This window comes from Pseudomonas fluorescens (genome assembly GCF_012974785.1).
Taxonomy (GTDB): domain Bacteria; phylum Pseudomonadota; class Gammaproteobacteria; order Pseudomonadales; family Pseudomonadaceae; genus Aquipseudomonas; species Aquipseudomonas fluorescens_BT.
This window is the reverse complement of record NZ_CP027561.1, coordinates 3,997,707-4,023,205: the sequence shown is the minus strand read 5'-3', so window position 1 is coordinate 4,023,205 and position 25,499 is coordinate 3,997,707. Positions and strand designations below refer to the sequence as shown.

Below are 25,499 nucleotides of genomic sequence, written 5' to 3'. Positions count from 1 at the left end.
CGTGATTACCGGGTCAACTCACCCAGAATCCTGTGCGCAATCTTCACCCGCTCTCCATTCGGATAGTTGCGGTTCGCCAGAATCACGATCCCGACTTTCTTCGACGGCACGAACGCGACGTAGGCGCCGTAGCCTGCTGTAGAGCCGGTCTTGTTCAGCAGCACGTTCGCCGGTTCCGCCTGTGGCGGGTTGAGCCATTTGACCTTGTGCGGTTCCATGGCCATCGGCGTCGAGTTGCCGTCCAGCAGGCGGTCGAGGCTGATCGGGTAGGTATAGCGTTCCCAGCCCAGGCCTTGAGTCATGTCGCCGACGGTGTAGTAGCCGGTGTGGGTGAGGGCGATGGCTTTTTGCAGGGGTGTTTCGAGTTTGGCGGTGTCGAGGTTGGCCTCGACGTATTGCAGCAGGTCGGCGGCGCTGGTTTTCACGCCGTAGGCTTCGGAGTCGAGGGCACCGGGGCTGACTCGAACCGGCTTGTTGTTCTTGTCATAGCCCTGGGCGTAGAGCTTTTCCTCAGAAGCCGGCACGGACAGGAAGGTGTGCTTGAGCCCGAGTTTCGGCAGCAGGGTTTCGGTCATGACCTGATTGAACGGCTGGCCGAGGTTTTTCGCCGCCAGAAAACCGAACAGGCCGATGCTCGGGTTGGAATACAGGCGATGGCTCCCGGCCGGAAAGGTCGGTTTCCACTGTTGGTAATAGCCGAGCATCTTGTCGGCAGAGTCCGCGGCATCCGGGAATTGCAGCGGCAGGCCTCCCGCGCTGTAGGTGCCCAGTTGCAGCAGGCTGATGTGGTCGAAAGCGCTGCCTTTCAGTTCGGGCCAGTGCTGGCTGGCCTTGTCGGAGAATTGCAGTTTGCCGCTGGCCTGGGCGTAGGCGGCGAGGGTTGCGGTGAAGGTTTTGCTCACCGAGCCGATTTCGAACAGGGTGTTTTCATTCACCGCTTGCCCGGTGCTTTTGTCAGCGACACCGTAGTTAAAGTAATGCGCCTTGCCATCGACAGTCACGGCCACCGCCAGACCCGCGATGTCCTGTTGCTGCATGACCGGGGGCACGGTGGCCTTGACCAGCGCCTGTAATTGATCGTCGGTTTGTGGGGCGGCCAGGCAGGTGGCGGCGCTGAAGAAAAGTCCGAAAGCGCTGAAAGACTTGAGTTTGTTCAGGTTGATCGAAGACATGCTTGAATCACTCTCCATGAGTGCTAATGGTGTTATCCCGCTACACTGCGAGTGTTTTTTTCATTGGGCTGCTGATCGGCGCCGCCAAATCTAGGCAGTCCGGCGTCGTTCGACAAACGATGAAAACTCGGACGAGCCATTAGAAAAATTTGGGACTTGGCATGATTCGACCTCAATTGCCGTTGAATGCATTGCGCGCCTTTGAAGCTTCTGCGCGCCACCTGAGCTTCACACGTGCGGCGGTGGAGTTGTGCGTGACTCAGGCGGCCGTCAGCCATCAGGTCAAAAGTCTGGAGGCGCAACTCGGCGTGATCCTGTTCAAACGCCTGCCCCGTGGGCTGATGCTGACCGGCGAGGGCGAAACTCTGCTGCCGGTGCTGACCACCTCGTTCGATCATATCGCGCAGATGCTCGAGCGTCTGGCGGGCGGGCAATATCGGGAAATGCTCACCGTCGGCGCGGTCGGGACTTTCGCCGTGGGTTGGTTGTTGCCGAGGCTGGCAGACTTTCAGGCGAAACATCCGCTCATAGATTTGCGACTGTCGACCAACAACAATCGAGTGGACGTCGCCGCCGAAGGGCTGGATTACGCAATCCGGTTTGGCGCCGGGGCGTGGCACGGTATCGAGGCGACCCGTTTGCTGGAGGCGCCGTTGTCGGTGCTCTGCGTGCCGGAAATCGCCCGACAGTTGCACACGCCGGGGGATCTTCTGCAGCAGCGTTTGTTGCGCTCCTATCGCACCGATGAGTGGCCTGAATGGTTTCACGCGGCCGGTCTGGCGACCCATGCCGCGCCGCCCCAGAGCATCGTGTTCGACTCGTCGCTGGCGATGATGGAGGCGGCATTGCAAGGCGGCGGGGTGGCACTGGCGCCGCCGTTGATGTTTGCCCGGCAACTGGCGGCGGATCTGATCCGCCAACCCTTTGCCATCGAAATCACCACCGGCAGCTATTGGCTGACGCGGTTGCAGTCACGGCCGGAGACGTCGGCGATGGCGGCGTTCAGACACTGGTTACTGGAGGTTGCGCAGGCTTAGCGCACCAGGCACGGCTTCTTGTTATCGAACGTCCAGCCCGGAATCAGAAACTGCATCGCCACGCTGTCATCCCGCGCGCCCAGTCCCATGCTTTTATAGAGTTCATGGGCCTTGGCCACCTGGTCCATGTCCAACTCCACGCCCAGCCCCGGTTTCTTCGGCACCTGCACGCAGCCGTCGACGATTTGCAGCGGTGCCTTGGTCAGGCGCTGGCCGTCCTGCCAGATCCAGTGGGTGTCGATGGCGGTGATGTCGCCCGGCGCGGCGGCCGCGACGTGGGTGAACATCGCCAGGGAAATGTCAAAGTGGTTGTTGGAGTGTGAGCCCCAGGTCAGGCCCCATTCGTGGCACATCTGCGCCACGCGCACCGAACCCTGCATGGTCCAGAAATGTGGGTCGGCCAGCGGAATGTCCACCGACTGCAACTGAATCGCGTGGCCCATTTCACGCCAGTCGGTGGCGATCATGTTGGTAGCGGTTTTCAGGCCGGTGGCGCGACGAAATTCCGCCATCACTTCACGGCCCGAATAACCGTTTTCCGCACCGCACGGGTCTTCGGCGTAGGCCAGCACATGATGTTGGTCGCGGCACAGTCGGATCGCTTCTTTCAGTGACCACGCACCGTTCGGATCGAGAGTAATGCGTGCGTCGGGAAAGCGCTCGGCCAGTGCGGTCACCGCTTCGATTTCGGCATCGCCACTGAGCACGCCGCCCTTGAGTTTGAAGTCCTTGAAGCCGTAACGCGCATGGGCCGCCTCTGCCAGACGCACTACGGCGTCGGCGGTCATGGCTTTCTCGTGACGCACGCGGAACCAGTCGTTGTCGGCATCCGGTTCGCTGCGATAGGCGAGGTCGGTTTCCCGGCGATCACCGACGTAGAACAGATAACCGAGCATCTTCACTTCATCGCGCTGCTGGCCTTCGCCGAGCAACGCAGCCACCGGCACGTCGAGGTGCTGGCCGAGCAGGTCGAGCAGGGCGGCTTCGAGCCCGGTGACCGCGTGAATGGTAATGCGCAGGTCGAAGGTCTGCAGACCACGGCCGCCGGCATCGCGGTCGGCGAAGGTCTGGCGCACCTGGTTGAGGATCTTCTGATACGTGCCGATCGGGCTGCCGACCACCAGGCTGCGGGCGTCTTCGAGGGTCTGGCGGATGCGTTCGCCGCCGGGCACTTCACCGACGCCGGTGTGGCCGGCGTTGTCCTTGAGGATGACGATGTTACGGGTGAAAAACGGCCCGTGGGCGCCGCTCAGGTTGAGCAGCATACCGTCGTGGCCGGCCACCGGGATGACTTGCATCTCGGTGATGATCGGGGCTTTGGCGATGTCGTGTGCGGTCATGTCTTGTTGTCCTTTCAAACGGATTCAGGCGTGTTTCGGCGCGGCATCGGCTACGGCGATGTCAGGAGCGGATTTGGGTGTCATGCGGGCGGCGAACACGATGATTGCGGCGATGATCGAGGTTGCGGCCAGACCATAGAGGCCGCCCTGAATCGAACCGGTGTGTTGTTCCAGCAGGCCGAAAGTGGTGGGGGCGACGAAGCCGCCGAGGTTGCCCACCGAGTTGATCAGCGCGATGACGGCAGCGGCGATCCGTGCGTCAAGGTAAGCCTGCGGAATCGGCCAGAACAGTGACGACGCAGATTTGAAACCCAGCGCAGCAAAGCAGATCGCGACGAAGGCAAAAATCGGTCCGCCAGTGGTGGACATGAACATCCCCGCGGCGGCGATCAACAGCGCCGTGGCCACCCACGCCTGCTGGTGTTTCCACTTCGCCGAGAACGAGGCGAACGCGTACATGCCGATGATCGACAGCAGCCACGGAATCGAGTTGAACAGGCCGACCTGGAAGTCGCTCATCTCGCCCATCTTCTTGATGATGCTCGGCAGCCAGAACGTCGCGGCGTAGATCGTCAATTGAATGAAGAAGTAGATCAGGCAGAACAGGATGATCTGGCGATCCTTGAGCAGCTTGCCCAGCGACGGCCGGATCGGCGTTGCGGCTTCGCGGGCCTTCTGTTCATCGTCGATGGCTATGACCAGCGCATCCTGCTCGGCGCGGGTCAGCCACTTCGCATCGTGGGGTTTAGCGTCGAGCCAGAACCAGACGAACACGCACAGGCCGACCGAGAACATCCCTTCAATGAAATACATCCACTGCCAGCCGTGCAGGCCCAGGCCTTCGATCTGCAACAGCAGGCCGGACAGCGGACCGGAAATCAGCGAGGCCACGGCCGAACCGCTCAAGAAAATCGCAATCGCCTTGCCGCGCTCGGCCCCCGGCAACCAGCGGGTGAAGTAGTAGATCACTCCGGGAAAGAACCCGGCTTCGGCCACGCCGAGCAAAAAACGCAGGATGTAGAAGTGGGTTTCGTTCTGGATGAACGCCATCCCGGCGGCCACCAGACCCCAGGTGAGCATGATGCGGGTCAGCCAGATTCGTGCGCCGACCTTTTGCAGCAGCATGTTGGAGGGGACTTCGAACAGCGCGTAACCGATGAAGAACAGTCCGGCACCGAAACCGTAGGCCGCGGCACCGATGCCGAGGTCATGTTCCATGTGAGTGCGGACGAAGCCGATGTTCACCCGGTCAATGTAATTGACGATGAACATGATCACGAACAGCGGCAGGACGTGGCGTTTGACTTTGGCAATGGCGGAGGACAGCACCGAATCGGCGCCCTCGTTCATCCCGGCAATGGATGATTTCACTTGGTTTTCTCCCACTCGTTATTTTTATGCGGGGTGTGGCTGGGTGTTGTGTTGTTGATAGACATCATACAACTAGATTTTTTTGTCCTACAAGCGGGAGAGGTCAATCAAATTTGTCTACGGCGATCGGTTTTTATGCTCTTTTAGGTTTTCAGTGCCGTTTTTGTTGGCTTTCATAGGGATTTTGACAGGCGTGGCAAAGCATTCCATGCCAGTGGTTGTGGTGCGACTGCTCGGCGCAACGGGAGATTTTCTAGCTGAAATCTAGTGTTGTCATACAAGTTGATCCCCGGAGTTCATAGGAGCTCATACAAGTCATCGCACCCAGTGCTACGATCGGTGTGCCCTGATCACCGGAACCGACCATGCAAGAAGACCTCGACGCACCTGCTCGCAAACGCGCGCACAACCTGGCCCACGACCTGGTGGAAAAACTCACCCAGAGCATCCTGCTCGGCCAGATGCTGCCCGGTGACAAGCTGCCGTCAGAAAACTCGATCGTTCAGGAACACGGCGTCAGTCGCACCGTGGTGCGTGAGGCGATTTCCAAGTTGCAGGCGTCTGGGCTGGTGGAGACGCGGCACGGCATCGGCACCTTCGTGATCGAACGCGCACCGGAGCAGGGGTTGCGGCTGAATGTCGACACCGCACTGGGCGTGCGCAGCATTCTCGAGTTGCGCATGGGGCTGGAGACACAAGCTGCGGCGCTGGCCGCGCAGCGTCGCACCGAGCAACAACTGGTGCAGATGCGTCAGGCGCTGGATGACTATCAGCGTCTATTGGCCAACAACGACAGCTGCGTTGAAGCCGACCGGCGCTTTCATCTGCTGATTGCCGAAGCCACCGGCAATGTCTGCTTCACCGAAATCATGCAGCACCTGGGCAGCGCGATGATTCCGCGCACGCGGGTCAATGCGGCCGAGCGCGGAGCGGTGGATTTGAGCAAGCTCGGGCAACTGGCGAATCTTGAGCATGAGGCGATTTTCAACGCGATCAAACGTCAGGATCCGGACGCGGCGCGGGCGGCGATGTGGCTGCACCTGAGCAACAGTCGTGACCGGTTTTCGGCAGGCGGAGCCTGAAGCGCAGCGGCTCACATCTCAATGGCCCGCACCACCGCCGGCCGCTCCAGATTCAACGCCAGCACGCTGATCAACACCACCGCCGACCCCACCAGCACCAGCAGCGTCGGGCGTTCACCCAGGCCCACCGAAGCAATCCCCATCGCAGTCGGTGGAATCAGGTACAGCGTCATCGTCGCCCGGCTCAGGTCCACATGCTTTAGCACGAATGCCCACGCCAGGTAGGCGAGGGCGCTGGGAAACACCCCCAGACCAAGCACCGCCCATTGCACCCGCAGCGGCGCATTGATCACGCTGTCGACCAGCCCCGGCAAGTAGATCAACAGCAACAGCGTGCCGGACCACACCGTGTAGCAAACCAGCGTCAGTCCGTCGTAGCGCCGGGCGTAGTGTTTTTGCAGGGCGAAGTAAACGCTCCACGACACCGCCGCCAGCAGGATCAGCAAACCATGGGCGTCGATGCTGCCGAGACCGCGATCGCCGCTCACCACAATCACCACGCCGACCAATCCCAGCAACACGCAACCCCAGCGCCAGACGCTGACCCGATCCTTGAACAGAAACCGCGCCAGCAGCGTGCTGAACAGCGGCGTCGATTGCGCCAGCACACTCGACGCGCCGGCGCTGACGCTTTGCTGGCCGATGTTCAACACGACGTGATGCAGGCTGACGGCAAAAAAGCCCAGGGCCAATAACAGTGGCAGGTCTTGAAAGCGCGGTAGGTGAATGCCTTTGAAGCCTGCAATCACTGCCATGAACAGCGACGCCAGCAGAAACCGCAGCAACGCCAGATGACCGGGATCGTAAGCTTGCAGGCCGATGTGGATGCCGGTCGGCGAATAGGCCCAGCAGCCGACGACGAAGGCCATGGCCAACAGGATTTTCAAGGGCGAAGTGGAAGGCATGAGCGAGGCACCAAGAGGGTTGATGCGTCGAGTATCCGGGTCGCCAATCATTCGTCACAACTGACTTATACTGCGCAAACCGTTCACTCAGAGTGATGATTATGGAGCTGGCACAGATCCGCATGTTCAAGACCGTGGCCGAGGTCGGCAGCATCGCCAAAGCCGCCGAAAGGCTGTTTTGCGTGCCGTCGAACATCACGGCGCGGATCAAATCCCTGGAAGCGGAGCTGGGTGTGGCGCTGTTTCTGCGTGAAGGGCGGGGGTTGCGGATCAGTCCTGCGGGGCAGACTTTTCTCGCCTATGCAGAAAGGATTCTGGCACTGACGGCCGAAGCCAAGCGCGCAGTCGATCCCGGCGCCGAACCGTCCGGGCCGCTGCGCATCGGCGCCATTGAATCCTCGGCCACCGGGCGACTGCCGCGCCTGCTGGCGAAATTTCACAAACGCTATCCGAACGTGGCGCTGGAACTGACCACCGGTACCTGGGGGCAATTGCTCGACGATACGGTCAGTCATCGCCTGGACGGCGCGATCGTTGCGGTGGACGTCGAACGCTCCCGGCTCAAGCGCACGCCGATGTATCGCGAAGAATTGCTGTTGATCGCATCGACCTCGTTCGGGCCGGTGCGCAACCTCGCCGATTTGCAGGACAAGACCGTGTTCATGTGGCCGCAGGGTTGTCCGTATCGCGCCGCGCTGGAGCACTGGCTGTTGCGCCAGGGGCTGTCGCTGCCGATTGTCAGCCTGGCCAGTTACGGGGCGATTGTCGGTTGTGTGAGTGCCGGGGCGGGTGTGGCGCTGGTGCCCAAGGGCGTGTTCGAGCAATACGCCAAAGGTGCGGGGTGTACGGGTTTCGAGTTTCCCGAACTGACGGCCATCGACAATTTGTTCTACTGGCATGAAAACGCCGGGGTGCACCCGGCGCGTGAGGCGTTTGTGGCGATGTTGCGTGAGGAGTTTGCCTGAGCCGGATCAGGCTCCGCTCACGTCGCGCATCAACAGCCCGAAGTGCAGATCAACGGCGTCCGGAATCGGCAAGTACACGGTGTGCCCATCTCCCGGTGCCACGTCGATGGCTTCGCCCTTGAGGTTCTGCAGTTCCTGCAGATCAAAATGGAAATTGCCCTTGGGTGTCATCAGTTCCAGATGATCGCCCAGGGCAAATCGGTTCTTCACCTTGACCTCGGCGAGCCTGTCCCGGCGTTCGCCGGTCAACTCACCTACAAACTGCTGACGCTCTGACACCGAGCTGCCGTTCTGGTAGTTCTGGTATTCGTCATGGACGTGCCGACGCAGGAAACCTTCGGTGTAGCCGCGCTGGGCCAATGACTCCAGATCGGTCATCAGGCTGCGGTCGAATTCACGGCCGGCCACTGCATCGTCGATGGCCCGGCGGTACACCTGGGTAGTGCGTGCGCAATAAAAGTGGGATTTGGTCCGGCCTTCGATCTTCAGCGAGTGTACGCCCATGCGGGTCAGGCGCTCGACGTGCTGCACCGCGCGCAGGTCCTTGGCGTTCATGATGTAGGTGCCGTGCTCGTCTTCGAAGGCCGGCATCATCTCGCCGGGACGATTGGCTTCCTGCAACAGGAACACCTGATCGGTGGGGGCGCCGAGGCCGAGGGTCGGTTGCGGTTCGAAGCTCTGCACGATTTCGCCGAGCGGGTTCTCGGTGGCTTCCTGGGCCGAGTATTTCCAGCGGCAGGCGTTGGTGCAGGTGCCTTGATTGGCGTCGCGTTTGTTCATGTAGCCCGAGAGCAGGCAGCGGCCGGAATAGGCCATGCACAGCGCGCCGTGGACGAATACTTCCAGCTCCATGCCCGGCACTTGCTCGCGGATTTCGCCGATCTCTTCCAGCGACAACTCACGGGACAGGATGATCCGGCTCAACCCCTGCTGTTGCCAGAACTCGACACTCGCCCAATTCACCGTGTTGGCCTGCACCGAGAGGTGGATCGGCATCTGCGGGAAGTGCCGGCGCACCAGCATGATCAGGCCGGGGTCGGACATGATCAGCGCGTCCGGTGCCATTTCGATCACCGGCGCCAAGTCCTTGAGGAAGGTCTTCAGTTTGGCATTGTGTGGCGCGATGTTGACCACCACGTAGAAGCGCTTGCCCTGGGCCTGGGCTTCACGAATGCCGAGCGCCAGATTGGCGTGATCGAACTCGTTGTTGCGCACCCGCAGGCTGTAGCGCGGCTGGCCGGCATACACCGCATCGGCCCCATAGGCGAAGGCATAACGCATGTTTTTCAGGGTGCCGGCGGGGGCGAGCAGTTCGGGGGTGAAGGAGGTCGTCATGGCGGCGTCGGTCGCAAAAGCGCGGCAGGGTAGAGCAGTTGCGCCGAGGGTTTATTGATCTGGATCTATGCTCCATGAAGAAACACGGCACTCGCGCTGATGCTGGCTGACTAAACGGGACGGGCGCGGGTGGCGCCTGACTGACCTGGACCGGACATGAACCAAAAGAGTCTGCAATTCAAATCCCTCACCGTGCTGCTGTTTCTGGTGACGGTCGCCTTCATCTGGATCCTGCTGCCGTTCTACGGCGCGGTGTTCTGGGCAGTGATCCTTGGCATCCTGTTCGCACCGATGCAACGTCAGTTGCAGCTGAAATTCGGCTGGCAACGCAACCTGACCTCACTGTGTACCTTGAGCATCTGCCTGGTGATCGCGATCTTGCCGGTGATCGTCCTCAGTGTGCTGCTGGTGCAGGAAGGCGCGACGCTTTACGACAATATCGAAAGCGGCAAGCTCGATATCGGCGCCTATCTGGCGCAGTTCAAGCACAGTCTGCCGCCTTACTTTCAGCACCTGCTTGATCGCTTCGGCATGGGCGAGCTCAATGCCTTGCGCGAGAAGATCGTCAAGGCTGCCATGCAGGGCAGTCAGGCGCTGGCGAGCCAGGCATTCAGTTTCGGCCAAGGGACTTTCGAGTTCGTGGTGAGTTTTTTCATCATGTTGTATTTGCTGTTTTTCTTCCTGCGCGACGGCGCCGAACTGGCGCGCAAAGTCCGCACGGCGGTGCCGCTGGAAGAGCATCACAAGCGGCGTCTGCAACTGAAATTCAATCGGGTGGTGCGGGCCACGGTCAAAGGCAACCTGCTGGTGGCCATTACGCAAGGTGCGTTGGGCGGGGCGATTTTCTGGTTTCTCGACATTCCCAGTGCCTTGCTCTGGGCGGTGCTGATGGCGTTTCTGTCGCTGCTGCCGGCGGTGGGGGCAGGGATCGTCTGGGCGCCGGTGGCGGTTTACTTCCTGCTCAGCGGGATGATCTGGCAGGGCGTGGTGCTGGGGCTGTTCGGGGTGTTCGTGATCGGTCTGGTGGATAACGTGCTGCGCCCGATCCTGGTGGGCAAGGACACCCGGATGCCGGACTACATGATTCTGATCTCGACCCTGGGCGGACTGGCCGTGTTCGGTCTCAGCGGTTTCGTGATCGGGCCGCTGATCGCTGCATTGTTCATGTCGAGCTGGGCGTTGTTCATCGAGTCCAAACCGAAAGTGCAGCTGCCTTAAGCCTTGAACGGTCCGTCGATCAGTCGTTGCGACAGCGCCTGAGCGGCTGGCAAGGAGGTGAGCGGACCGCTGACCGGCTCGCCGTCGCGCACCAGATACCAGCAGGCGAGCAGGCCCAGCTCTCTGAGCGATGCGGGAACCGCGCTGCCGACAACGGACATGATTTGAACCTGAGCCATGACAAGTACCTCCATCAATCGATGGAGCTACCTTAGGGACTCGGCCGTTTCAGGGACAATCAACGCTTTCGATAGTGGTCATTGATGCCGTTGAGGGCTGGGTCAATCGACCACCTGGTCAAGCATGTGCACGATCTCGTGCTCGTTGAGCAGGCCCTTGCGCACCAGGTTTTCCGCCAGCAGCGAGAGAAATTTCGCCGTGCGGTGGCCTTCCAGGTGCTTGAGCTCGGTCAGGGCGTTGTAGACCTTGCCCGACGTGCATAAACCGACGATGCGGTGCGGATTCTGTGTTGGCATTCCAGTCGTCCTTGTTTTTATCAACCTGTTGTATGCGGACGGATTCAGATTGCGGTTCCGTCATGACAAATAGATGACCGTTGTGTGTTTCGGCCCAACGGTCGAGTCCATCATGCCGACTTTAACGGGTGGAACTGTCTCCACAGCGACCTTGGCGAGATTTTTTCAGACGTTGGCCGACGGACGGTCGGCTTTCTCAAGGCCAAAAAAAGCCCCGCTGTAAAAGCGGGGCTTTGTCTGTGTGCTTACCAGCGACCACCATAGTAGTGCGGGTGGCCGTAATAACCACGGGGTGGACCGTAGTAGACCGGACCCGGAACATAAACCGGTTGCTGCACATAAACCGGGGCCGGCTGGTAGTAGACCGGTGGCGGCGGTTGCTGCACGTAGACCGGTGCCGGTTGAGCGTAAACAGGCTGTTGGACGTACACCGGCCGATCCTGGTTGATGAGCGCCGAGCCGATGATGGCCGAGCCGACGATCGCACCAAATACCGCCGGACCCTGCCAGCCACCGCCGTGGGCTTCTGCCTGACCCGTGATCGCGAATGCACCAATCAACAAGGCCACGATGGGGAGTTTACGAATCATGATTAATCCTCGGTTCTTCGACCCGGCGTCCGGGCCTGCATCAGGCTCGGGATAGCGCGGGGATACTTCTAAGACAGCAACATTTGGAAAAACAGCACGGCGGCTGGGTAAATTTTGTGTAAGGTCTGTACCGGTTTGCTTACCGGGTTTCGTGCGTCGGCTGCGATGCCCGGAACAGACCGCCTTATGATCGTTCAGAACCCGATGGCCTGGCTAATCCCGTCCATCCGAAAGTGCATTCAAAGGAGCCTCCCATGCAGATGAACCCCAACAAAGACACCCAATTGTGCATGTCCCTGTCTGGGCGTCCCGGGAATTTCGGTCTGCGTTTTCATAACCATTTGTATGAGCAATTGGGCCTGAATTTTTATTACAAGGCTTTCAGCAGCCAGGATCTGCCGGGGGCTGTCGGCGGGATTCGGGCGCTGGGCATCCGCGGTTGCGGGGTGTCGATGCCGTTCAAGGAAGCGAGCATTGCGCTGGTCGATGAGCTGGATGCCTCGGCGGCAGCGATCCAGTCGATCAACACCATCGTCAACACCAACGGCCATCTCAAGGCCTACAACACCGATTACATTGCGATTGCCCAGTTGCTGGAAACCCACGCGGTGCCGAAGGACTCGACTTTCGCCCTGCGTGGCAGCGGTGGCATGGCCAAGGCTGTGGCCAGTGCCTTGCGCGATGGTGGTTACAAAAACGGTTTGATCGTGGCCCGCAACGAGCGCGCCGGGCGTGCACTGGCGGACTCCCTGGGCTATCGCTGGCAGGCGGAATTGGGTGACGAGCGCCCGCAGATGCTGATCAACGTGACGCCGGTCGGGATGGACGGCGGCCCGGAAGCGGGACAGCTTTCTTTTGACGTGGATGTGATCAAGTCTGCCGACACTGTGTTCGATGTGGTGGCGATCCCGTCGGAAACCCCGCTGATCGTGCGTGGGCGTGCCGAAGGTAAAAAAGTGATCACCGGGCTGGAAGTGATCGCGATCCAGGCGCTGGAGCAGTTTGTGCTGTACACCGGTGTGCGGCCGACGGTGGAGCAGTTCGATGCGGCGGTGGCGTTTGCCCGCAGCTGAGTCCTTCGTTTTTGTGTTGGCTTGGCGGGCCTCATCGCTAGCAGGCTAGCTCCCACAGTGGAAATGCATACCTCCCGTGGGAGCTAGCCTGCTAGCGATTGCCGCGACGCGGTTTCTTGCCTTGCTTTGTTTATACTGCCGGATCAGCAAGCACAGACTTGCCCTTCACAAAAGCCGAGGTTTGCATGCATCCGCCCATTCTCAACCTGAATGACGTCGAACTCGAACCGCTGCCCGAAGCCCTGGCCCCCGATGGCGAAACCGCCGGGCGTTATCAGCAACGATTCGCCCGGGTCGGCCAGCAACTGGGCGCGCAGAAGCTCGGTTATCGGCTGTATGCGCTGCCGCCGGGCATGCGTGGCAGCCCGTTTCACAGTCATCGGGTCAATGAGGAAATGTTTTACGTGGTGGCCGGGGAAGGGGAGGTGCGCCTCGGCGCCGAACGTTTCCCGATCCGCGCCGGCGACGTGATCGCCTGCCCGCCGGGCGGCCCGGAAGCGGCGCACCAGATTATCAATACCAGCTCGCAGGAACTGCGCTATCTGGCGGTCAGCACTCAGCAGCAACCGGAAATCTGCGAGTACCCGGATTCGAACAAATACGCGGTGATGGACAACTTTAATATCGATGCCGAAGGCAATGCCTCGGGCTTCGTGGCGGTGGCGCGGCAGGCGGACGGGGTGGATTACTGGGACGGCGAATAACGCCGTCCCCGGTGTGCTTATTCCTCGAGGCGGGCCAGACGCTCTTCCAGTGCCGCAATGCGCGCTTCCAGCTCTTCGATGCGCTCCACTGACACACCGCTGGCAGCCCCGCGATCACTCGGGTTCTGCCGCGCCGCGATAATCGCCTCGATGTCCGCCGGATCGCCCAGTGCGTGGGTGTAGCGATCCTCGCGCTGGCCGGCCTGGCGTGGAATCAACACCGCCAGATCGCGAGCGATCAGGCGTTCCAGCTGATGCACCACTTGTTCGGCGTCTTCGAACTCATGCATGCGACCGCTGCGGGTCAGCAGCTCGTTGACGGTCTGCGGGCCGCGAAGAAACATCAAACCGGTCAGGATCAATTGCGCCGGCACGAGTTCCAGCGCCTTGTCGACCTTGTGCTCCCAGCGGTCGGCGCGACTGCCCATCACCAGTTTGGCAAAGCCGCGACCTTCGAGGGCGCGCAGGCTCTGGCCGACCTGGCCCTGGGTCAGGTTCATCACCGGTTCCCGGCTGGTCTTCTGATTGCAGGCCAGCACCAGCGCGTTGAGGGTCAGCGGATAGGTTTCCGGGCTGGTGGCCTGTTTCTCGATCAGCGAACCCAGAATGCGGATTTCCGTGGCGTTGAGCCGTGGTTCGTCGGAGCGGGTTTCAAATTCTGTGGTCATCGCGCGTTCCCTCTGCAGTCGAAGGCGCCTAGCCTAATCCTTGCTGGATAAAAGACAAGCCGCGCCGCCATGCGAGCATGGCTATAATCGCCCCACGATTCACCCAGCCACCACGTGAGACTGCCATGACCATTTCCTTGTACGCCGCATCCGTTCCGGTTTTCCAACAAATGCTCAACGCCCTGAGCGATGTGCTGAAAAAGGCTGAAACCCACGCCACCGAGAAAAACATCGACCCGAACGCCTTCCTGCAGGCCCGCCTGTACCCGGACATGTTCCCGCTGGTGCGCCAGGTGCAGATCGCGGTGGACTTCGCCAAAGGCGTTTCCTCGCGTCTGGCTGAAGTCGAAATCCCGAAATACGACGACACAGAAACCACCTTCGCCGAGCTGCAAGCGCTGATCGCCAAGGTCCTGGCCTTCATCGGCGAGTTCAAGCCTGAGCAAATCAACGGCAAGGAAGGCATCGAGATCGTGACCCGTCCGGGCACGCCGAAAGAGAAGCGCTTCAGTGGCCAGGCTTACCTGCTGAGCTACGGCCTGCCGCAGTTCTTCTTCCACGTCACCACCGCTTACGACCTGCTGCGCCACAACGGTGTGGAAGTGGGCAAGCGCGATTACATGGGCGCGTACTAAGCCCGGCGCATGAAAAAGCCCGCCAAGGTTTGCGCCTTGGCGGGCTTTTTGTTGCGCTGGATTTTTACGCCGGACGCTGGGTTTTCTGTTCTTCGCCCAGGCACGCGGCGGCGGTGAACAGTACGTCGGTGGAGGAGTTCAGCGCCGTCTCGGCCGAGTCCTGCAGCACGCCGATGATGAAACCGACTGCGACCACTTGCATGGCAATCTCGCTCGGAATGCCGAACAGGCTGCACGCCAGCGGGATCAACAGCAGCGAACCGCCAGCTACACCGGATGCGCCACAAGCGCAGATCGCAGCAACAACACTGAGCAGGATCGCGGTCGGGATGTCCACGGCGATGCCCAAGGTGTGCACGGCGGCGAGGGTCAGCACGGTGATGGTGATCGACGCGCCGGCCATGTTGATGGTCGCGCCCAGCGGAATCGAGACCGAATAGGTGTCTTCGTGCAGGCCCAGACGCTTGCTCAGCTCCAGGTTGACCGGAATGTTCGCTGCCGAGCTGCGGGTGAAGAACGCGGTGATGCCGCTTTCACGCAGGCACTGGAGCGTCAGCGGGTACGGGTTGCGGCGCAGCTTCCAGAACACGATCAGCGGGTTCATCACCAGCGCCACGAACAGCATGCAGCCCAGCAATACCGCCAGCAGGTGCGCGTAACCGACCAGCGCGCCGAAACCGGAGGTGGCCAGGGTCGAGGCCACCAGGCCGAAAATCCCCAGCGGTGCGAAGCGAATTACCACGCGCACGATCAGGGTCACGCCGTTGGACAGGTCACTGACGACTTCGCGGGTGGTGTCGCCGGCGTGGCGGATGGCCACGCCCATGCCGATGGCCCAGGCCAGAATGCCGATGAAGTTGGCGTTCATCAGTGCGCTTACCGGGTTATCGACCACGCTCAGCAGCAGGCTTTGCAGCACTTCGCCGATGCCGCCCGGGGCGGTCACGGCAATGTTGTCGGTGGACAGCACCAGATGCGACGGGAACATCGTGCTGGCGATCACCGCGACTACGGCGGCGGCGAAGGTGCCCAGCAGATAGAGGAACAGGATCGGCCGGATATGGGTTTCCTGGCCGTGCTTGTGGTTGGCGATCGACGCCATGACCAGCACGAACACCAGGATCGGGGCCACGGCTTTCAGCGCCGAGACGAACACCTTGCCGATGAATGCGGTGCCCTTGGCGGCCTCCGGCGCGAACAGTGCCAGGGCGATGCCGGCAATCAGGCCAATCAGGATCTGCGTGACCAGGCTGAGGCTTTTAAGGCGTTGCAATAGAGAAGGGGATGAAACGGTCATGACGGCATCTCTGGTTTTTTATAGGGTGCAAGGTCGCGTGATCCGGGCGTTGAATCGGGGGCAGGCCACAGACACGAACCGAAAGGGCTGGCGCGACAGTCACACCGTTAAACGGGTGGCTGAACAGGGTGTACGTTTTGCAGGGCGCGGACTTTATCACAGCGTAGGCCTTGTCCTTCAGGCCTGTGACGATCTGCCACCGAAACGTTCGGCCACATAGACAGGTTTGTGCAAGTCACCCGGGAAACACTCTGTTAAGATTGCGCATCCTTATTTTCAAGTTCTGCCGGCGGGCCTTCGGGTCAGCGCTGGTGTCGTCGTTTTGCTGGAGTTCCTCATGCTGTTGCCCATCCTTCTGTTGTCCGCCGCCGGGTTTACGGTGCTGACCACAGAGTTCGTCATCGTCGGCCTGTTGCCGGCAATTGCCCGCGACCTGGCCGTCACCATCCCGCAAGCCGGGCTGCTGGTGACGCTATTCGCTTTCACCGTGGCCATGTTCGGCCCGTTCTTGACGGCATATTTCGCCCGTTTCGAACGGCGCAAACTGTTTATCACCATCCTGATCATGTTCGGCCTGGCCAACACCGTGGCAGCACTGGCGCCGAACATCTGGGTCATGGCGATTGCCCGGTTGATTCCGGCGTTGGGGCTGCCGGTATTCTGGGCCCTGGCCAGTGAAACGGCGGTAGACATCGTCGGCCCGGACTTCGCTGGTCGCGCCATCGCCAAGATCGGCTTCGGGATCGTCTGCGCCACGGTGTTCGGCATCCCCGTCGGCACGCTGATTTCCGATGCATTCGGCTGGCGCAGTGCGTTCGCCATTCTGGCGGTGATCGCGTTCGCCAAGGCCTTGTTGCTGTTTGTCTACTTGCCGAAAACCAGCCTGCACCAGCATCAGGTCAGTTTCGCTTCGCAGTTCAAGATCCTGCGCAGCCCGCTGATGCTGGGTCATGTGCTGCTGTCGATCCTGGTGTTCAGCGGCATGTTCACCGCTTACACCTATCTGGCGGACATCCTTGAGCGTCTGGCCGGCTTCAATGGCACCGTGGTCGGCTGGTGCCTGATGGGCTTTGGCGCGGTCGGTCTGATCGGCAACTCGCTGGGCGGTCGCGCGGTGGATCGCCATCCGCTGATGGCCTCGGTGATGTTCTGCGCGTTCATGATTCCCGGGATGGTGGCATTGGTGCCGAACATCAATTCGTCGCTGGGTCTGGCGGCGGCGATGGGCATCTGGGGCGTGACTCAGGCAGCGCTGTTTCTGGTCAGTCATGTGCGCTTGATGAAAGCCGCACCGGAAGCGCCGGCCTTCGCCGCGTCGCTGAACATCGCCGGGGCCAACCTGGGGATTGGTCTGGGCGCGATCATTGGCGGTCGGGTGATCGACAGCGCCGGTCTGGGCTTCGTGGGTTTCGCCGCCGCCGGGTTCATTCTGCTGTCGATTTTCCTCGCCATGGTGCTGATGGTGCTCAAGCCGCGTGACGTCTGTGCGCCGGCTTAAAAGGCTGTAAACAGCTCGCGTCGGGCACCTTCGGTAATCGCTTTGATGCCGGGGTGCTTGACCTTGCGCTCCACCGAGATCGCGTAGAACGACTCGCTCACCGCATCGGTCTGGCCGATCAACTCGACGCCATACTGGCGTTTCACCTCATCGGCAATCACGCTCGGGCCAATGAAAATCCCGCTGCCGGACTGGCCGAACGCCTGCATCAAGGCGCTGTCATCGAACTCCCCGACAATCCTCGGCTGAATCTGCTGCTCCGCGAACCAGCGCTGTAAACGGCTGCGCACCACGGTTTCTGCGCCGGGGATCAACAGTGGCGCACCGTGCAGGCTGCGCGGGAAATCCTGACCGTATTGCGCCGCCAGTTCGGCGGTGGCGAAGAAGCTGATCCCGCATTCGCCGAGCTTCTGGCTGTAACCCTTGATGTCCAGATGCGAGGGCATCGGGCTGTCGGAGATCACCAGGTCCAGGCGCTGGATCGCCAGATCCGCCAGTAATCGCTCGAGTTTGTCTTCGCGGCAGGTGATTCGCAGCGGTTCGCTCAACTCCATGGTCGGCGCGATCAGTCGATAGACGATGGATTTGGGCACCACGTCCGCCACTCCCACGCGGAACAGGATCTGTTGCTCATTGGGCTGGGCGCGCAGCATCAGTTCCAGCTCGCCGCCGAGCTGAAACATCTGCTCGGCGTAGGGCAGGGCCTGGCGTCCGGCTTCTGTGAGTTCGAGTTGCCGGCCGACCCGTTGAAACAACTCGATGCCATAGGTCTGTTCGAGCAGTGAAATCTGACCGCTGATGGTCTGTGGCGTCAGGTTCAGTTGCTCGCACGCGCGTACGATGCTGCCGGTCTTGGCCACCACCCAGAAGTAATGCAGTTGTCGGTAATTGAGCATGGGGTTGGGTCCGCCAGATACAGTTCGTATAAATCGAAGTATAGCCGCTAAAAATACGAATTTTCCTGAAGTGTTTGTCTCCCTAGAATGCCCAGCCATCGACGGGCGGTCTGTGACCCTGTCTGTTCATACGAAGGAAACCTCATGAAATACACGATCCCGGCACTGATGTTTACGTCTTTACTGCTTATGGCGGGTTGCGACCAGGCGGAAAAAAGCGCCCAGCAACTGATGGGCAAGGCCGCCGAGAGCGCCAAGCAGGCGATCGACGATACGCACAAAGCCGCCGAGCAGGCGCTCAGTGAGGCCACTGGCGGTCTGATCGAGAAAAAAGAAGCGCCGGAAAAAGATGCGGACAAATCCGAATCTTCCTCCAAGACCATCTAAATCGTCTTACAAGAGTCAGGACTGACCCATGGAATACCTGTTAGAACTCGCTTCCAGCCCGACGGCCTGGATTGCTTTGGCCACACTGGTGGTGATGGAAATCGTGCTCGGCATCGATAACCTGATCTTCATCTCGATCCTGACCAACAAGCTGCCCGAACAGTACCGGCAGAAAGCCCGCCGTCTGGGTATCGGCATGGCGCTGATCATGCGTCTGGCCCTGTTGAGCACCATCGCGTTCATCGTGCAGTTGACCGAGCCTGTCATCGAGATCCTTGGTCAGGCGTTCTCCTGGAAGGACATGATCCTGATCGCCGGTGGCCTGTTCCTGGTGTGGAAAGCGACGACCGAGATCCATCACAGCATGGACCCGGTGCCTGACGATCCGAAGTCGGCGACCTCGACAGTGACCCTGGGTTTTGCCGCCGCCATCGGGCAGATCCTGATGCTGGACATGGTGTTCTCGATCGACAGCATCATTACCGCTGTCGGCATGACCGAACACTTGCCGATCATGGTGATCGCGGTGGTGGTTTCGGTACTGGTGATGCTGTTTGCGGCTGACCCGCTGGCGAAGTTCATCAACGATAACCCGTCGGTGGTGATGCTGGCCCTGGGCTTCCTGATCATGATCGGCATGACGCTGATCGCCGAAGGCTTCGGTGCCCACGTGCCGAAAGGTTATGTGTATGCCGCCATGGTGTTCTCGGCCGCGATTGAGGTGTTGAACATGATGTCCCGTCGGGCGAAGCAGAAGAAGCTGGCTGCCCAGGCGTAACCGCTGAAAAATCGAAGGCCGCGTGACTGGCAAGAGTCGCGCGGCCTTTTTTGTTTGAATCGATTGAAAGAAGTCAGTGCGCAGTGGCGTGACGGGCGTTGTGTTTTTCGATCTTCCTGGTCGGTGCAGGCTGCACAGGGTGGTGATGGCGGCGGGAAATACGCAGCACACCCCACAGCATGGCGGCGGCTACGGCCAGCCAGCCGGCAATCAACATCACAATGGTCATGGTCAGGCTCATCGGTGCCTCCTCTTTGCCCTGCGTCGGGCGCTTACTCTTTTGCTGTCTATCGAGTGACAGTCTAGTCGCTGGCGTGTTTCAGCCTATTGACCAAAGGTCGGTGGTGACCAATCACTTCGCTCTATGCAATCGATGCATCTGCCTCTTTGGGCTATACCGCAGCGTTGCGCCGTCCTATGATCCTCGACCACGCCGGAACACGATGACCGGTAACTGATCAAGAGAGTGACGATGGTGCAGCTATTTTCCCGGATTCGCGCGGCCCTGCTGGTGGCCGGTTGTGTGACAGCGTTGGTGGGGTGTGCAGGCAGTGTGGCGCCGGAAGTCCAGCGTCTGCCGGAACGGGTCGAGCTCAGCGGCACCTTCTATAGGGGCGAAGCCAATCAGAGCGGGCCACAGGTGCTGGCCAGCCTGCTGTCGCAGCAAGGCATCGTGATCACCCCCGGGCTGTTGGAAAAACCTCTGCACCTGCCGGGTGCCGAGGACAAGCTTCAGCAGAACATGCAGAACCTTGCCCGCGAATACGGCATGGTCGTATACCCGGTAGATGCCCGCTTGCCGGCGCTGCTGACCCAGGTGGCGGCGGGGTATCCGGTGATGGTGCGTTTCAGTGAAGGATCGGCGTTCTGGGCAGAACCGCGTTACGCGATCCTTTCCGGCTATGACCGCAAGAAGCAGAAGGTTCTCCTGCGCGCGGGGATGAACCGCCGTGAACTGATGAGTTTCAGTGCTTTTGAATCAGCGCTCGAGAAGTCGGGGGGCTGGGCGGTATTGATTCAGAAACCGACCCAGATCCCGGCGTCCGTCGATCGGCAGCGCTGGTTGAAAGCCGCCGACGAACTGGCGCAGGCCGGCCAGGAGCGTGAAGCCGCGCAAGCGCGCAAGGCATTGGGAGCGCAGTGAGAGTCCGTTCGTCCCCTGCCGGGCACCCGGGAACGGGGCTGCGCTCTTAAAGGTAACGCCCGATTATTCGGGTGATTACCCGAATGAGAGGTGCGTATGAGTACGGATTCGAGCTTTGACGACCATAAACCGGACAGTGTGCCGACCACGCCGGAGCCTGACGTGGATCCGGTGCTCGATCCGGACAGTCCCCTGCGTGATCCGCTGGCGCGTCCTGCGGTAGTGACCCCGGAGCATCGCCCCGACCCCTGTGCTGGTGACGGCATTCCCGATGATGATCAGATGCCGCTGCCCAACGACTGAACCGGCAGACGTAAAAAAGCCCCGAATGTTCGGGGCTTTTTCTTGTGTCGCGGGTTACTTGGAGGCTTCGACCACGCCGCTCTGGCGACCCTTGAGGTTCTTCTCGGCCTTGTACTGCTGGGCCACCGCCGGAACGTTGGTGCTCCGGCCGGTTTCCATCCAGCTGCGGATACGGCTGGCATCGGCGAAGTGGGTGTATTTGCCGAATGCATCGAGAATCACCAACGCAACCGGGCGATTGCTCATTCGCGTCACGAGCACCAGGCAGTGGCCGGCGGGATTGGTGAAGCCGGTCTTGGTGATCTTGATGTCCCAGTCAGCCTTGTTCACCAAGTGGTCGGTGTTGCGGAAACCCAGGGTGTAATTGGGTTTGCGGAACGAGACGGTCTTTTCCTTGGTGGTGGTGAGTTCGGTCAGGATCGGATGCTTTTGCGCAGCCATCAGCAATTTGCTCAGGTCGCGGGCGGTGGAAACGTTGCGCTCCGACAGACCGGTCGGTTCCACAAAGTGGGTGCTGGTCATGCCCAGCGCCTTGGCCTTGGCGTTCATCGCTGCGATGAAGGCTGCATAACCGCCGGGATAGTGATGGGCGAGGCTCGCGGCGGCGCGGTTCTCCGAGGACATCAGGGCGATCAGCAGCATCTCGCGGCGCGGCAGTTCGCTGCGCAGTTTGACCCGGGAAAACACGCCTTTCATTTCCGGGGTGTGGCTGATGTCGACGTCAATCCATTCGTCCATGTTCTGGTGGGCTTCAACCACGACCAGACCGGTCATCAACTTGCTGACGGAAGCGATCGGTACGATCACGTCCGGATTGCTGGAGTAGATGACTTTGTTGGTCTGCAGATCCATCAGCAGAGCGCTGCCGGAGGCAATCTTCAACTGTGAAGCGTCTCGGGGAGCAGCGGTGGTTTCGGCGGCGTTGACCGTTGGCGTGAGGAGCGTGCCTGAAAATGCAAAAACCAGGCTCAGGATGGACAGACGAATATTCACGCGGGCGAACTCATGAAGGTTGGATATGCCGTTTTTTGTAACGGACTGTGTCGTAAAACGACGCATTCTAGGAGTATGGCTGAAGATCTGTCGATGGTTGTTTGAAGGGCATGAAAAAGTCGTGAAAAGCCCTGTAAAAATAGGGGTTTCCGGCGAACGGTAAAGGTTTATTCGAGGATATGAAAAACCCCGCACTGGGCGGGGTTCTCGGAGTGCGGAAAACGCGACTCAGGCGTGCAGGGTTTCTGCTGCGTAGAGGGTGTTTTCCAGCAGGCAGGCACGGGTCATCGGGCCGACGCCGCCCGGGACCGGAGTTATCCAGCCAGCGCGAGGCAGGGCGGTTTCGTACACGACGTCACCGACCAGTTTGCCGTCGTCCTGACGGTTGATGCCGACGTCGATCACGATCGCGCCTTCCTTGATCCACTCGCCCTTGACAAGGCCCGGCTTGCCGGCGGCCACCACCACCAGATCGGCGCGGCCGACGTGGCCGGCCAGGTCCTTGGTGAAGCGGTGGGTCACGGTCACGGTGCAGCCGGCCAACAGCAGTTCCATGGCCATCGGGCGACCGACGATGTTGGAAGCGCCGACGACCACTGCGTCCATACCGTAAAGATCGACACCGGTGCTTTCCAGCAGGGTCATGATGCCTTTCGGGGTGCAGGGGCGCAGCAGCGGAATGCGCTGGGCCAGGCGACCGACGTTATAAGGATGGAAACCGTCGACGTCCTTGTCGGGGCGGATGCGCTCCAACAGCTTGGACGCGTCCAGGTGCTCAGGCAGAGGAAGTTGAAGCAGAACGCCGTCGATTGCCGGGTCGTCGTTCAGTCGATCGATCAGATCGGTCAGTGCTTCCTGAGTGGTTTCGGAAGGCAGGTCATAGGCTTGGGAGAGGAAGCCGACCTCTTCACAGTCTTTACGCTTGTGCGAGACATAAACCTGAGAGGCAGGATCGCTGCCGACCAGGATCACCGCGAGGCCAGGAGTGCGCAAGCCTTGCTCGCGACGTTCGGCTACCCGTTGAGCGATCTGCTGGCGCAGGCTGGCGGCGATTGATTTGCCGTCGATTAGTTGTGCAGTCATTGCGCGTGATTAACCATCGAGAGGGGAAAAAAAGAGAACGCATTCTCGCATGTCAGACGGTGAGGGCAAAGGCGCTTGGTCAGCAAATTCCCCTAAGCCCTTTAATTAAATGAATTTTTTTCAAAAAGGATTTGACGACCTTCAGGGCTCTCTATACTATTCGTCGCACTTGTCGGGCACAGCCTAGCACTGGTTAAGAAGGTCGAGCGAAATCAACGTTTTGCGAGACTGGAAAGCACTTAGTTTGTAGTCCTCCAAGGGTACAGCTAACAAGGCGCCCGTAGCTCAGCTGGATAGAGCATCCGCCTTCTAAGCGGATGGTCGCAGGTTCGAGTCCTGCCGGGTGCGCCATTAGGCAGCATTGGCACAAGTAGCGCGATATGGTGGGCGTAGCTCAGTTGGTAGAGCACGGGATTGTGACTCCCGTTGTCGTGGGTTCGATCCCCATCGTCCACCCCATATTTCGAAAGGCGCCAGATGTAACAGTCTGGCGCCTTTGCTTTAAAAAGCTTCATCCGCGGATGTGGTGGAATTGGTAGACACACTGGATTTAGGTTCCAGCGCCGCGAGGCGTAAGAGTTCGAGTCTCTTCATCCGCACCAATCAAAGCTTCATTCATGCCGTTGGCCAGGTGAAGTTCTACAAAGAAGTTGTTTGGCTTCTTTGGCACGCAATATGGTGGGCGTAGCTCAGTTGGTAGAGCACGGGATTGTGACTCCCGTTGTCGTGGGTTCGATCCCCATCGTCCACCCCATATTTCGAAAAGGCGCCAGACTTAACAGTCTGGCGCCTTTTTTTGTTTTACGGTTTCGGGTTTTCGGCGACTGCCGGTTTCGGGTCGCAGGGCAGGGCGCTTCGTCGTATCAATGTTGCTCGATGATGCCGCGCTGCCCGCCAGCCTTGTTTGCAGGGCTGGCTGTCAGGGAGATGATTCAATCGCCTCTATATATAGAAGAGGTTGGTGCAGGGCCCTGGCTTGATTGGCTGTATTTGCTAACAGGGCGAGGCGCAACCGTTTGTCCCCGTCTTCAATTTGCCTGCTGTTTTTTTACCCGTTTTCAGTAGGGTGACTTCTTGAGTTTGACCTACTAGAATGCTTGCCCTTGATTCTTGGGTCGGAAACGGCCGGCTAACGTCTGTGCAACGAGGAATATCCATGCAAGTTTCTGTTGAAAATACTACTGCTCTTGAGCGCCGCATGAGCATCACCGTGCCGGCTGAGCGCATCGAGACTCAGGTCAACAAGCGTCTGCAGCAGACTGCCCAGAAGGCCAAGATTGCTGGCTTCCGTCCAGGCAAAGTGCCAATGAGCGAAATCAAGCGTCGTTTCGGTGCTGATGCGCGTCAGGAAGCGATCGGCGACGTGATCCAGTCCTCCTTCTACGAAGCTGTGGTTGAGCAGAAGCTGAACCCGGCCGGTTCGCCGTCGATCGAGCCTAAGTCGCTCGAAGCTGGCAAGGACCTGGAATACGTAGCCGTATTCGAAGTGTTCCCTGAGTTCACCGTTGCCGGCTTCGAAGGCATCACCGTTGAGCGTCTGAGCGCTGACGTGGCTGACGCCGATCTGGACAAGATGCTGGACATCCTGCGCAAGCAGAACACCCGTTTTGAAGTGGCCGATCGCGCTGCTCAGAACGAAGACCAACTGAACATCGATTTCGTTGGCAAGGTTGACGGCGAAGTATTCGCTGGCGGTTCCGCCAAGGGTACTCAGCTGGTGCTGGGTTCCGGCCGCATGATCCCTGGCTTCGAAGAAGGCCTGGTTGGCGCCAAGGCCGGCGAAGAGCGCGTTCTGAACCTGACCTTCCCAGAGGACTATCAGAATCTGGACCTGGCTGGCAAAGTCGCCGAGTTCACCGTGACCGTCAACACCGTTTCCGAGCCAAAACTGCCTGAGCTGAACGAAGAGTTCTTCGCTCAATTCGGCATCAAGGAAAGCGGCATCGACGGCTTCCGCACCGAAGTTCGCAAGAACATGGAGCGTGAACTGCGTCAGGCGATCAAATCCAAGGTCAAGAATCAGGTAATGGACGGTCTGCTGGCCACCAACCCGATCGAAGTGCCTAAGGCTCTGCTGTCCAACGAAGTCGACCGTCTGCGCGTTCAGGCTGTTCAGCAGTTTGGTGGCAACATCAAGCCTGACCAGCTGCCGGCCGAGCTGTTCGAAGAACAAGCCAAGCGTCGCGTTGTCCTGGGTCTGATCGTGGCTGAAGTGGTCAAGCAATTCGACCTGAAGCCAGACGAAGCCCGCGTTCGCGAAATGATCCAGGAAATGGCTTCGGCTTACCAAGAGCCTGAGCAGGTTGTGTCCTGGTACTACAAGAACGAGCAGCAACTGAACGAAGTCCGTTCGGTTGTGCTGGAAGAACAAGTTGTGGATACTGTTCTGCAGAAAGCTAGCGTGACCGACAAATCGGTCTCTTACGAAGAAGCGGTCAAGCCGGTAGAAGCTCCAAAAGCCGACTGATTGTTTCTGCGTTAGAAGCACACACCATAAGCCAGCCTTCGAGCTGGCTTATGCGTATTCAAGACATGACTATTTGGGAGTG

At 59.9% G+C, this 25,499-nt stretch carries 27 protein-coding genes and 4 tRNA genes; 17 read left to right on the top strand and 14 right to left on the bottom strand.

Features of this window, described 5'->3' with window-relative positions:
• Window positions 1–5: 5 nt before the first annotated feature.
• Window positions 6–1,172, bottom strand: a complete 1,167-nt coding sequence (gene ampC / locus C6Y56_RS18105; RefSeq protein WP_169431037.1) for a class C beta-lactamase — start codon at window positions 1,170–1,172, stop codon at window positions 6–8.
• Window positions 1,173–1,333: 161 nt separating this feature from the next.
• Between ampC and C6Y56_RS18100 the strand changes: the two genes are divergently transcribed.
• Window positions 1,334–2,209, top strand: coding sequence for a LysR family transcriptional regulator (locus tag C6Y56_RS18100; protein WP_011335055.1), 876 nt, complete (start codon window positions 1,334–1,336; stop codon window positions 2,207–2,209).
• Here the strand turns inward: C6Y56_RS18100 and gudD are convergent.
• Both gudD and C6Y56_RS18090 read right to left on the bottom strand, forming a co-directional pair.
• A complete protein-coding gene (gene gudD / locus C6Y56_RS18095; RefSeq protein WP_169431036.1) occupies window positions 2,206–3,549 on the bottom strand; it encodes a glucarate dehydratase in 1,344 nt (447 codons plus the stop codon). The two genes, C6Y56_RS18100 and gudD, sit on opposite strands and share 4 nt — an antisense overlap.
• A 24-nt stretch (window positions 3,550–3,573) precedes the next feature.
• The gene (locus C6Y56_RS18090) at window positions 3,574–4,920 is read right to left on the bottom strand and encodes an MFS transporter (protein ID WP_169431035.1); all 1,347 of its coding nucleotides are present in this window, start codon (window positions 4,918–4,920) and stop codon (window positions 3,574–3,576) included.
• Between the two features lie 365 nt (window positions 4,921–5,285).
• Between C6Y56_RS18090 and C6Y56_RS18085 the strand changes: the two genes are divergently transcribed.
• Window positions 5,286–6,002 carry a FadR/GntR family transcriptional regulator gene (locus C6Y56_RS18085; RefSeq protein WP_169431034.1) on the top strand — a complete coding sequence of 239 codons (717 nt, stop codon included), beginning with the start codon at window positions 5,286–5,288 and terminating at the stop codon, window positions 6,000–6,002.
• Between the two features lie 11 nt (window positions 6,003–6,013).
• Here C6Y56_RS18085 and C6Y56_RS18080 read toward each other — a convergent pair whose 3' ends face one another.
• Window positions 6,014–6,907, bottom strand: a complete 894-nt coding sequence (locus tag C6Y56_RS18080) for a DMT family transporter (protein ID WP_249314311.1) — start codon at window positions 6,905–6,907, stop codon at window positions 6,014–6,016.
• A 101-nt stretch (window positions 6,908–7,008) separates the two neighbouring features.
• Between C6Y56_RS18080 and C6Y56_RS18075 the strand changes: the two genes are divergently transcribed.
• A complete protein-coding gene (locus tag C6Y56_RS18075) occupies window positions 7,009–7,872 on the top strand; it encodes a LysR family transcriptional regulator (RefSeq protein ID WP_169431032.1) in 864 nt (287 codons plus the stop codon).
• Window positions 7,873–7,878: 6 nt separating this feature from the next.
• On the opposite strand, the gene yegQ is transcribed toward C6Y56_RS18075, so the two are convergent.
• Window positions 7,879–9,207, bottom strand: a complete 1,329-nt coding sequence (yegQ, locus tag C6Y56_RS18070) for a tRNA 5-hydroxyuridine modification protein YegQ (RefSeq protein ID WP_169431031.1) — start codon at window positions 9,205–9,207, stop codon at window positions 7,879–7,881.
• Between the two features lie 156 nt (window positions 9,208–9,363).
• Between yegQ and C6Y56_RS18065 the strand changes: the two genes are divergently transcribed.
• Window positions 9,364–10,425, top strand: a complete 1,062-nt coding sequence (locus C6Y56_RS18065; protein WP_169431030.1) for an AI-2E family transporter — start codon at window positions 9,364–9,366, stop codon at window positions 10,423–10,425.
• Here the strand turns inward: C6Y56_RS18065 and C6Y56_RS18060 are convergent.
• The 3 genes from C6Y56_RS18060 to C6Y56_RS18050 form a co-directional block, all read right to left on the bottom strand.
• The gene (locus tag C6Y56_RS18060; protein ID WP_169431029.1) at window positions 10,422–10,604 is read right to left on the bottom strand and encodes a hypothetical protein; all 183 of its coding nucleotides are present in this window, start codon (window positions 10,602–10,604) and stop codon (window positions 10,422–10,424) included. The genes C6Y56_RS18065 and C6Y56_RS18060 overlap by 4 nt on opposite strands.
• A 102-nt stretch (window positions 10,605–10,706) precedes the next feature.
• Window positions 10,707–10,901 carry a hypothetical protein gene (locus C6Y56_RS18055; protein WP_065259358.1) on the bottom strand — a complete coding sequence of 65 codons (195 nt, stop codon included), beginning with the start codon at window positions 10,899–10,901 and terminating at the stop codon, window positions 10,707–10,709.
• Between the two features lie 245 nt (window positions 10,902–11,146).
• Window positions 11,147–11,491 (bottom strand): hypothetical protein, encoded by a 345-nt coding sequence (locus tag C6Y56_RS18050; protein ID WP_025108898.1) that lies wholly within the window; start codon window positions 11,489–11,491, stop codon window positions 11,147–11,149.
• Between the two features lie 254 nt (window positions 11,492–11,745).
• On the opposite strand from C6Y56_RS18050, the gene C6Y56_RS18045 reads away from it, so the two are divergent.
• On the top strand, window positions 11,746–12,564 hold the full coding sequence (locus C6Y56_RS18045) for a shikimate 5-dehydrogenase (RefSeq protein ID WP_169431028.1): 819 nt from the start codon (window positions 11,746–11,748) through the stop codon (window positions 12,562–12,564).
• A 185-nt stretch (window positions 12,565–12,749) separates the two neighbouring features.
• A complete protein-coding gene (locus tag C6Y56_RS18040; RefSeq protein WP_169431027.1) occupies window positions 12,750–13,268 on the top strand; it encodes a cupin domain-containing protein in 519 nt (172 codons plus the stop codon).
• A 17-nt stretch (window positions 13,269–13,285) separates the two neighbouring features.
• Here C6Y56_RS18040 and C6Y56_RS18035 read toward each other — a convergent pair whose 3' ends face one another.
• On the bottom strand, window positions 13,286–13,936 hold the full coding sequence (locus tag C6Y56_RS18035) for a YceH family protein (protein ID WP_169431026.1): 651 nt from the start codon (window positions 13,934–13,936) through the stop codon (window positions 13,286–13,288).
• A gap of 125 nt (window positions 13,937–14,061) precedes the next feature.
• On the opposite strand from C6Y56_RS18035, the gene C6Y56_RS18030 reads away from it, so the two are divergent.
• Window positions 14,062–14,571, top strand: a complete 510-nt coding sequence (locus C6Y56_RS18030) for a DUF1993 domain-containing protein (protein WP_169431025.1) — start codon at window positions 14,062–14,064, stop codon at window positions 14,569–14,571.
• 64 nt (window positions 14,572–14,635) lie between these two features.
• Here the strand turns inward: C6Y56_RS18030 and sstT are convergent, their stop codons facing one another.
• Window positions 14,636–15,868, bottom strand: coding sequence for a serine/threonine transporter SstT (sstT, locus tag C6Y56_RS18025; RefSeq protein ID WP_169431024.1), 1,233 nt, complete (start codon window positions 15,866–15,868; stop codon window positions 14,636–14,638).
• A 337-nt stretch (window positions 15,869–16,205) separates the two neighbouring features.
• Between sstT and C6Y56_RS18020 the strand changes: the two genes are divergently transcribed.
• Window positions 16,206–17,366: an MFS transporter gene (locus C6Y56_RS18020; RefSeq protein WP_007951570.1), complete on the top strand. Its 1,161-nt coding sequence runs from the start codon at window positions 16,206–16,208 to the stop codon at window positions 17,364–17,366.
• Here the strand turns inward: C6Y56_RS18020 and nhaR are convergent.
• On the bottom strand, window positions 17,363–18,262 hold the full coding sequence (gene nhaR, locus C6Y56_RS18015; RefSeq protein WP_007951569.1) for a transcriptional activator NhaR: 900 nt from the start codon (window positions 18,260–18,262) through the stop codon (window positions 17,363–17,365). The two genes, C6Y56_RS18020 and nhaR, sit on opposite strands and share 4 nt — an antisense overlap.
• Before the next feature lie 144 nt (window positions 18,263–18,406).
• Here nhaR and C6Y56_RS18010 point away from each other — a divergent pair, with 144 nt between their 5' ends.
• Window positions 18,407–18,649, top strand: coding sequence for a hypothetical protein (locus tag C6Y56_RS18010; protein ID WP_169431023.1), 243 nt, complete (start codon window positions 18,407–18,409; stop codon window positions 18,647–18,649).
• 28 nt (window positions 18,650–18,677) lie between these two features.
• Window positions 18,678–19,427, top strand: coding sequence for a TerC family protein (locus C6Y56_RS18005; RefSeq protein ID WP_169431022.1), 750 nt, complete (start codon window positions 18,678–18,680; stop codon window positions 19,425–19,427).
• Between the two features lie 73 nt (window positions 19,428–19,500).
• On the opposite strand, the gene C6Y56_RS18000 is transcribed toward C6Y56_RS18005, so the two are convergent.
• Window positions 19,501–19,668 carry a hypothetical protein gene (locus C6Y56_RS18000; protein WP_169431021.1) on the bottom strand — a complete coding sequence of 56 codons (168 nt, stop codon included), beginning with the start codon at window positions 19,666–19,668 and terminating at the stop codon, window positions 19,501–19,503.
• 231 nt (window positions 19,669–19,899) lie between these two features.
• Between C6Y56_RS18000 and C6Y56_RS17995 the strand changes: the two genes are divergently transcribed.
• Window positions 19,900–20,571: a peptidase C39 family protein gene (locus C6Y56_RS17995; protein WP_169431020.1), complete on the top strand. Its 672-nt coding sequence runs from the start codon at window positions 19,900–19,902 to the stop codon at window positions 20,569–20,571.
• A 96-nt stretch (window positions 20,572–20,667) separates the two neighbouring features.
• The gene (locus C6Y56_RS17990; RefSeq protein ID WP_169431019.1) at window positions 20,668–20,874 is read left to right on the top strand and encodes a hypothetical protein; all 207 of its coding nucleotides are present in this window, start codon (window positions 20,668–20,670) and stop codon (window positions 20,872–20,874) included.
• Between the two features lie 54 nt (window positions 20,875–20,928).
• On the opposite strand, the gene pbpG is transcribed toward C6Y56_RS17990, so the two are convergent.
• Both pbpG and folD read right to left on the bottom strand, forming a co-directional pair.
• Window positions 20,929–21,867: a D-alanyl-D-alanine endopeptidase gene (gene pbpG, locus C6Y56_RS17985; protein ID WP_119428003.1), complete on the bottom strand. Its 939-nt coding sequence runs from the start codon at window positions 21,865–21,867 to the stop codon at window positions 20,929–20,931.
• Between the two features lie 228 nt (window positions 21,868–22,095).
• Window positions 22,096–22,950, bottom strand: a complete 855-nt coding sequence (folD, locus tag C6Y56_RS17980; RefSeq protein WP_085712473.1) for a bifunctional methylenetetrahydrofolate dehydrogenase/methenyltetrahydrofolate cyclohydrolase FolD — start codon at window positions 22,948–22,950, stop codon at window positions 22,096–22,098.
• A gap of 274 nt (window positions 22,951–23,224) precedes the next feature.
• Between folD and C6Y56_RS17975 the strand changes: the two genes are divergently transcribed.
• The 5 genes from C6Y56_RS17975 (at window position 23,225) to tig (ending at window position 25,417) form a co-directional block, all read left to right on the top strand.
• A tRNA-Arg gene (locus C6Y56_RS17975) sits at window positions 23,225–23,301 on the top strand.
• Between the two features lie 32 nt (window positions 23,302–23,333).
• A tRNA-His gene (locus C6Y56_RS17970) sits at window positions 23,334–23,409 on the top strand.
• A gap of 58 nt (window positions 23,410–23,467) precedes the next feature.
• Window positions 23,468–23,552, top strand: a tRNA-Leu gene (locus C6Y56_RS17965).
• Between the two features lie 76 nt (window positions 23,553–23,628).
• A tRNA-His gene (locus C6Y56_RS17960) sits at window positions 23,629–23,704 on the top strand.
• 402 nt (window positions 23,705–24,106) lie between these two features.
• On the top strand, window positions 24,107–25,417 hold the full coding sequence (gene tig / locus C6Y56_RS17955; protein WP_169431018.1) for a trigger factor: 1,311 nt from the start codon (window positions 24,107–24,109) through the stop codon (window positions 25,415–25,417).
• The last annotated feature ends 82 nt before the right edge of the window (window positions 25,418–25,499 follow it).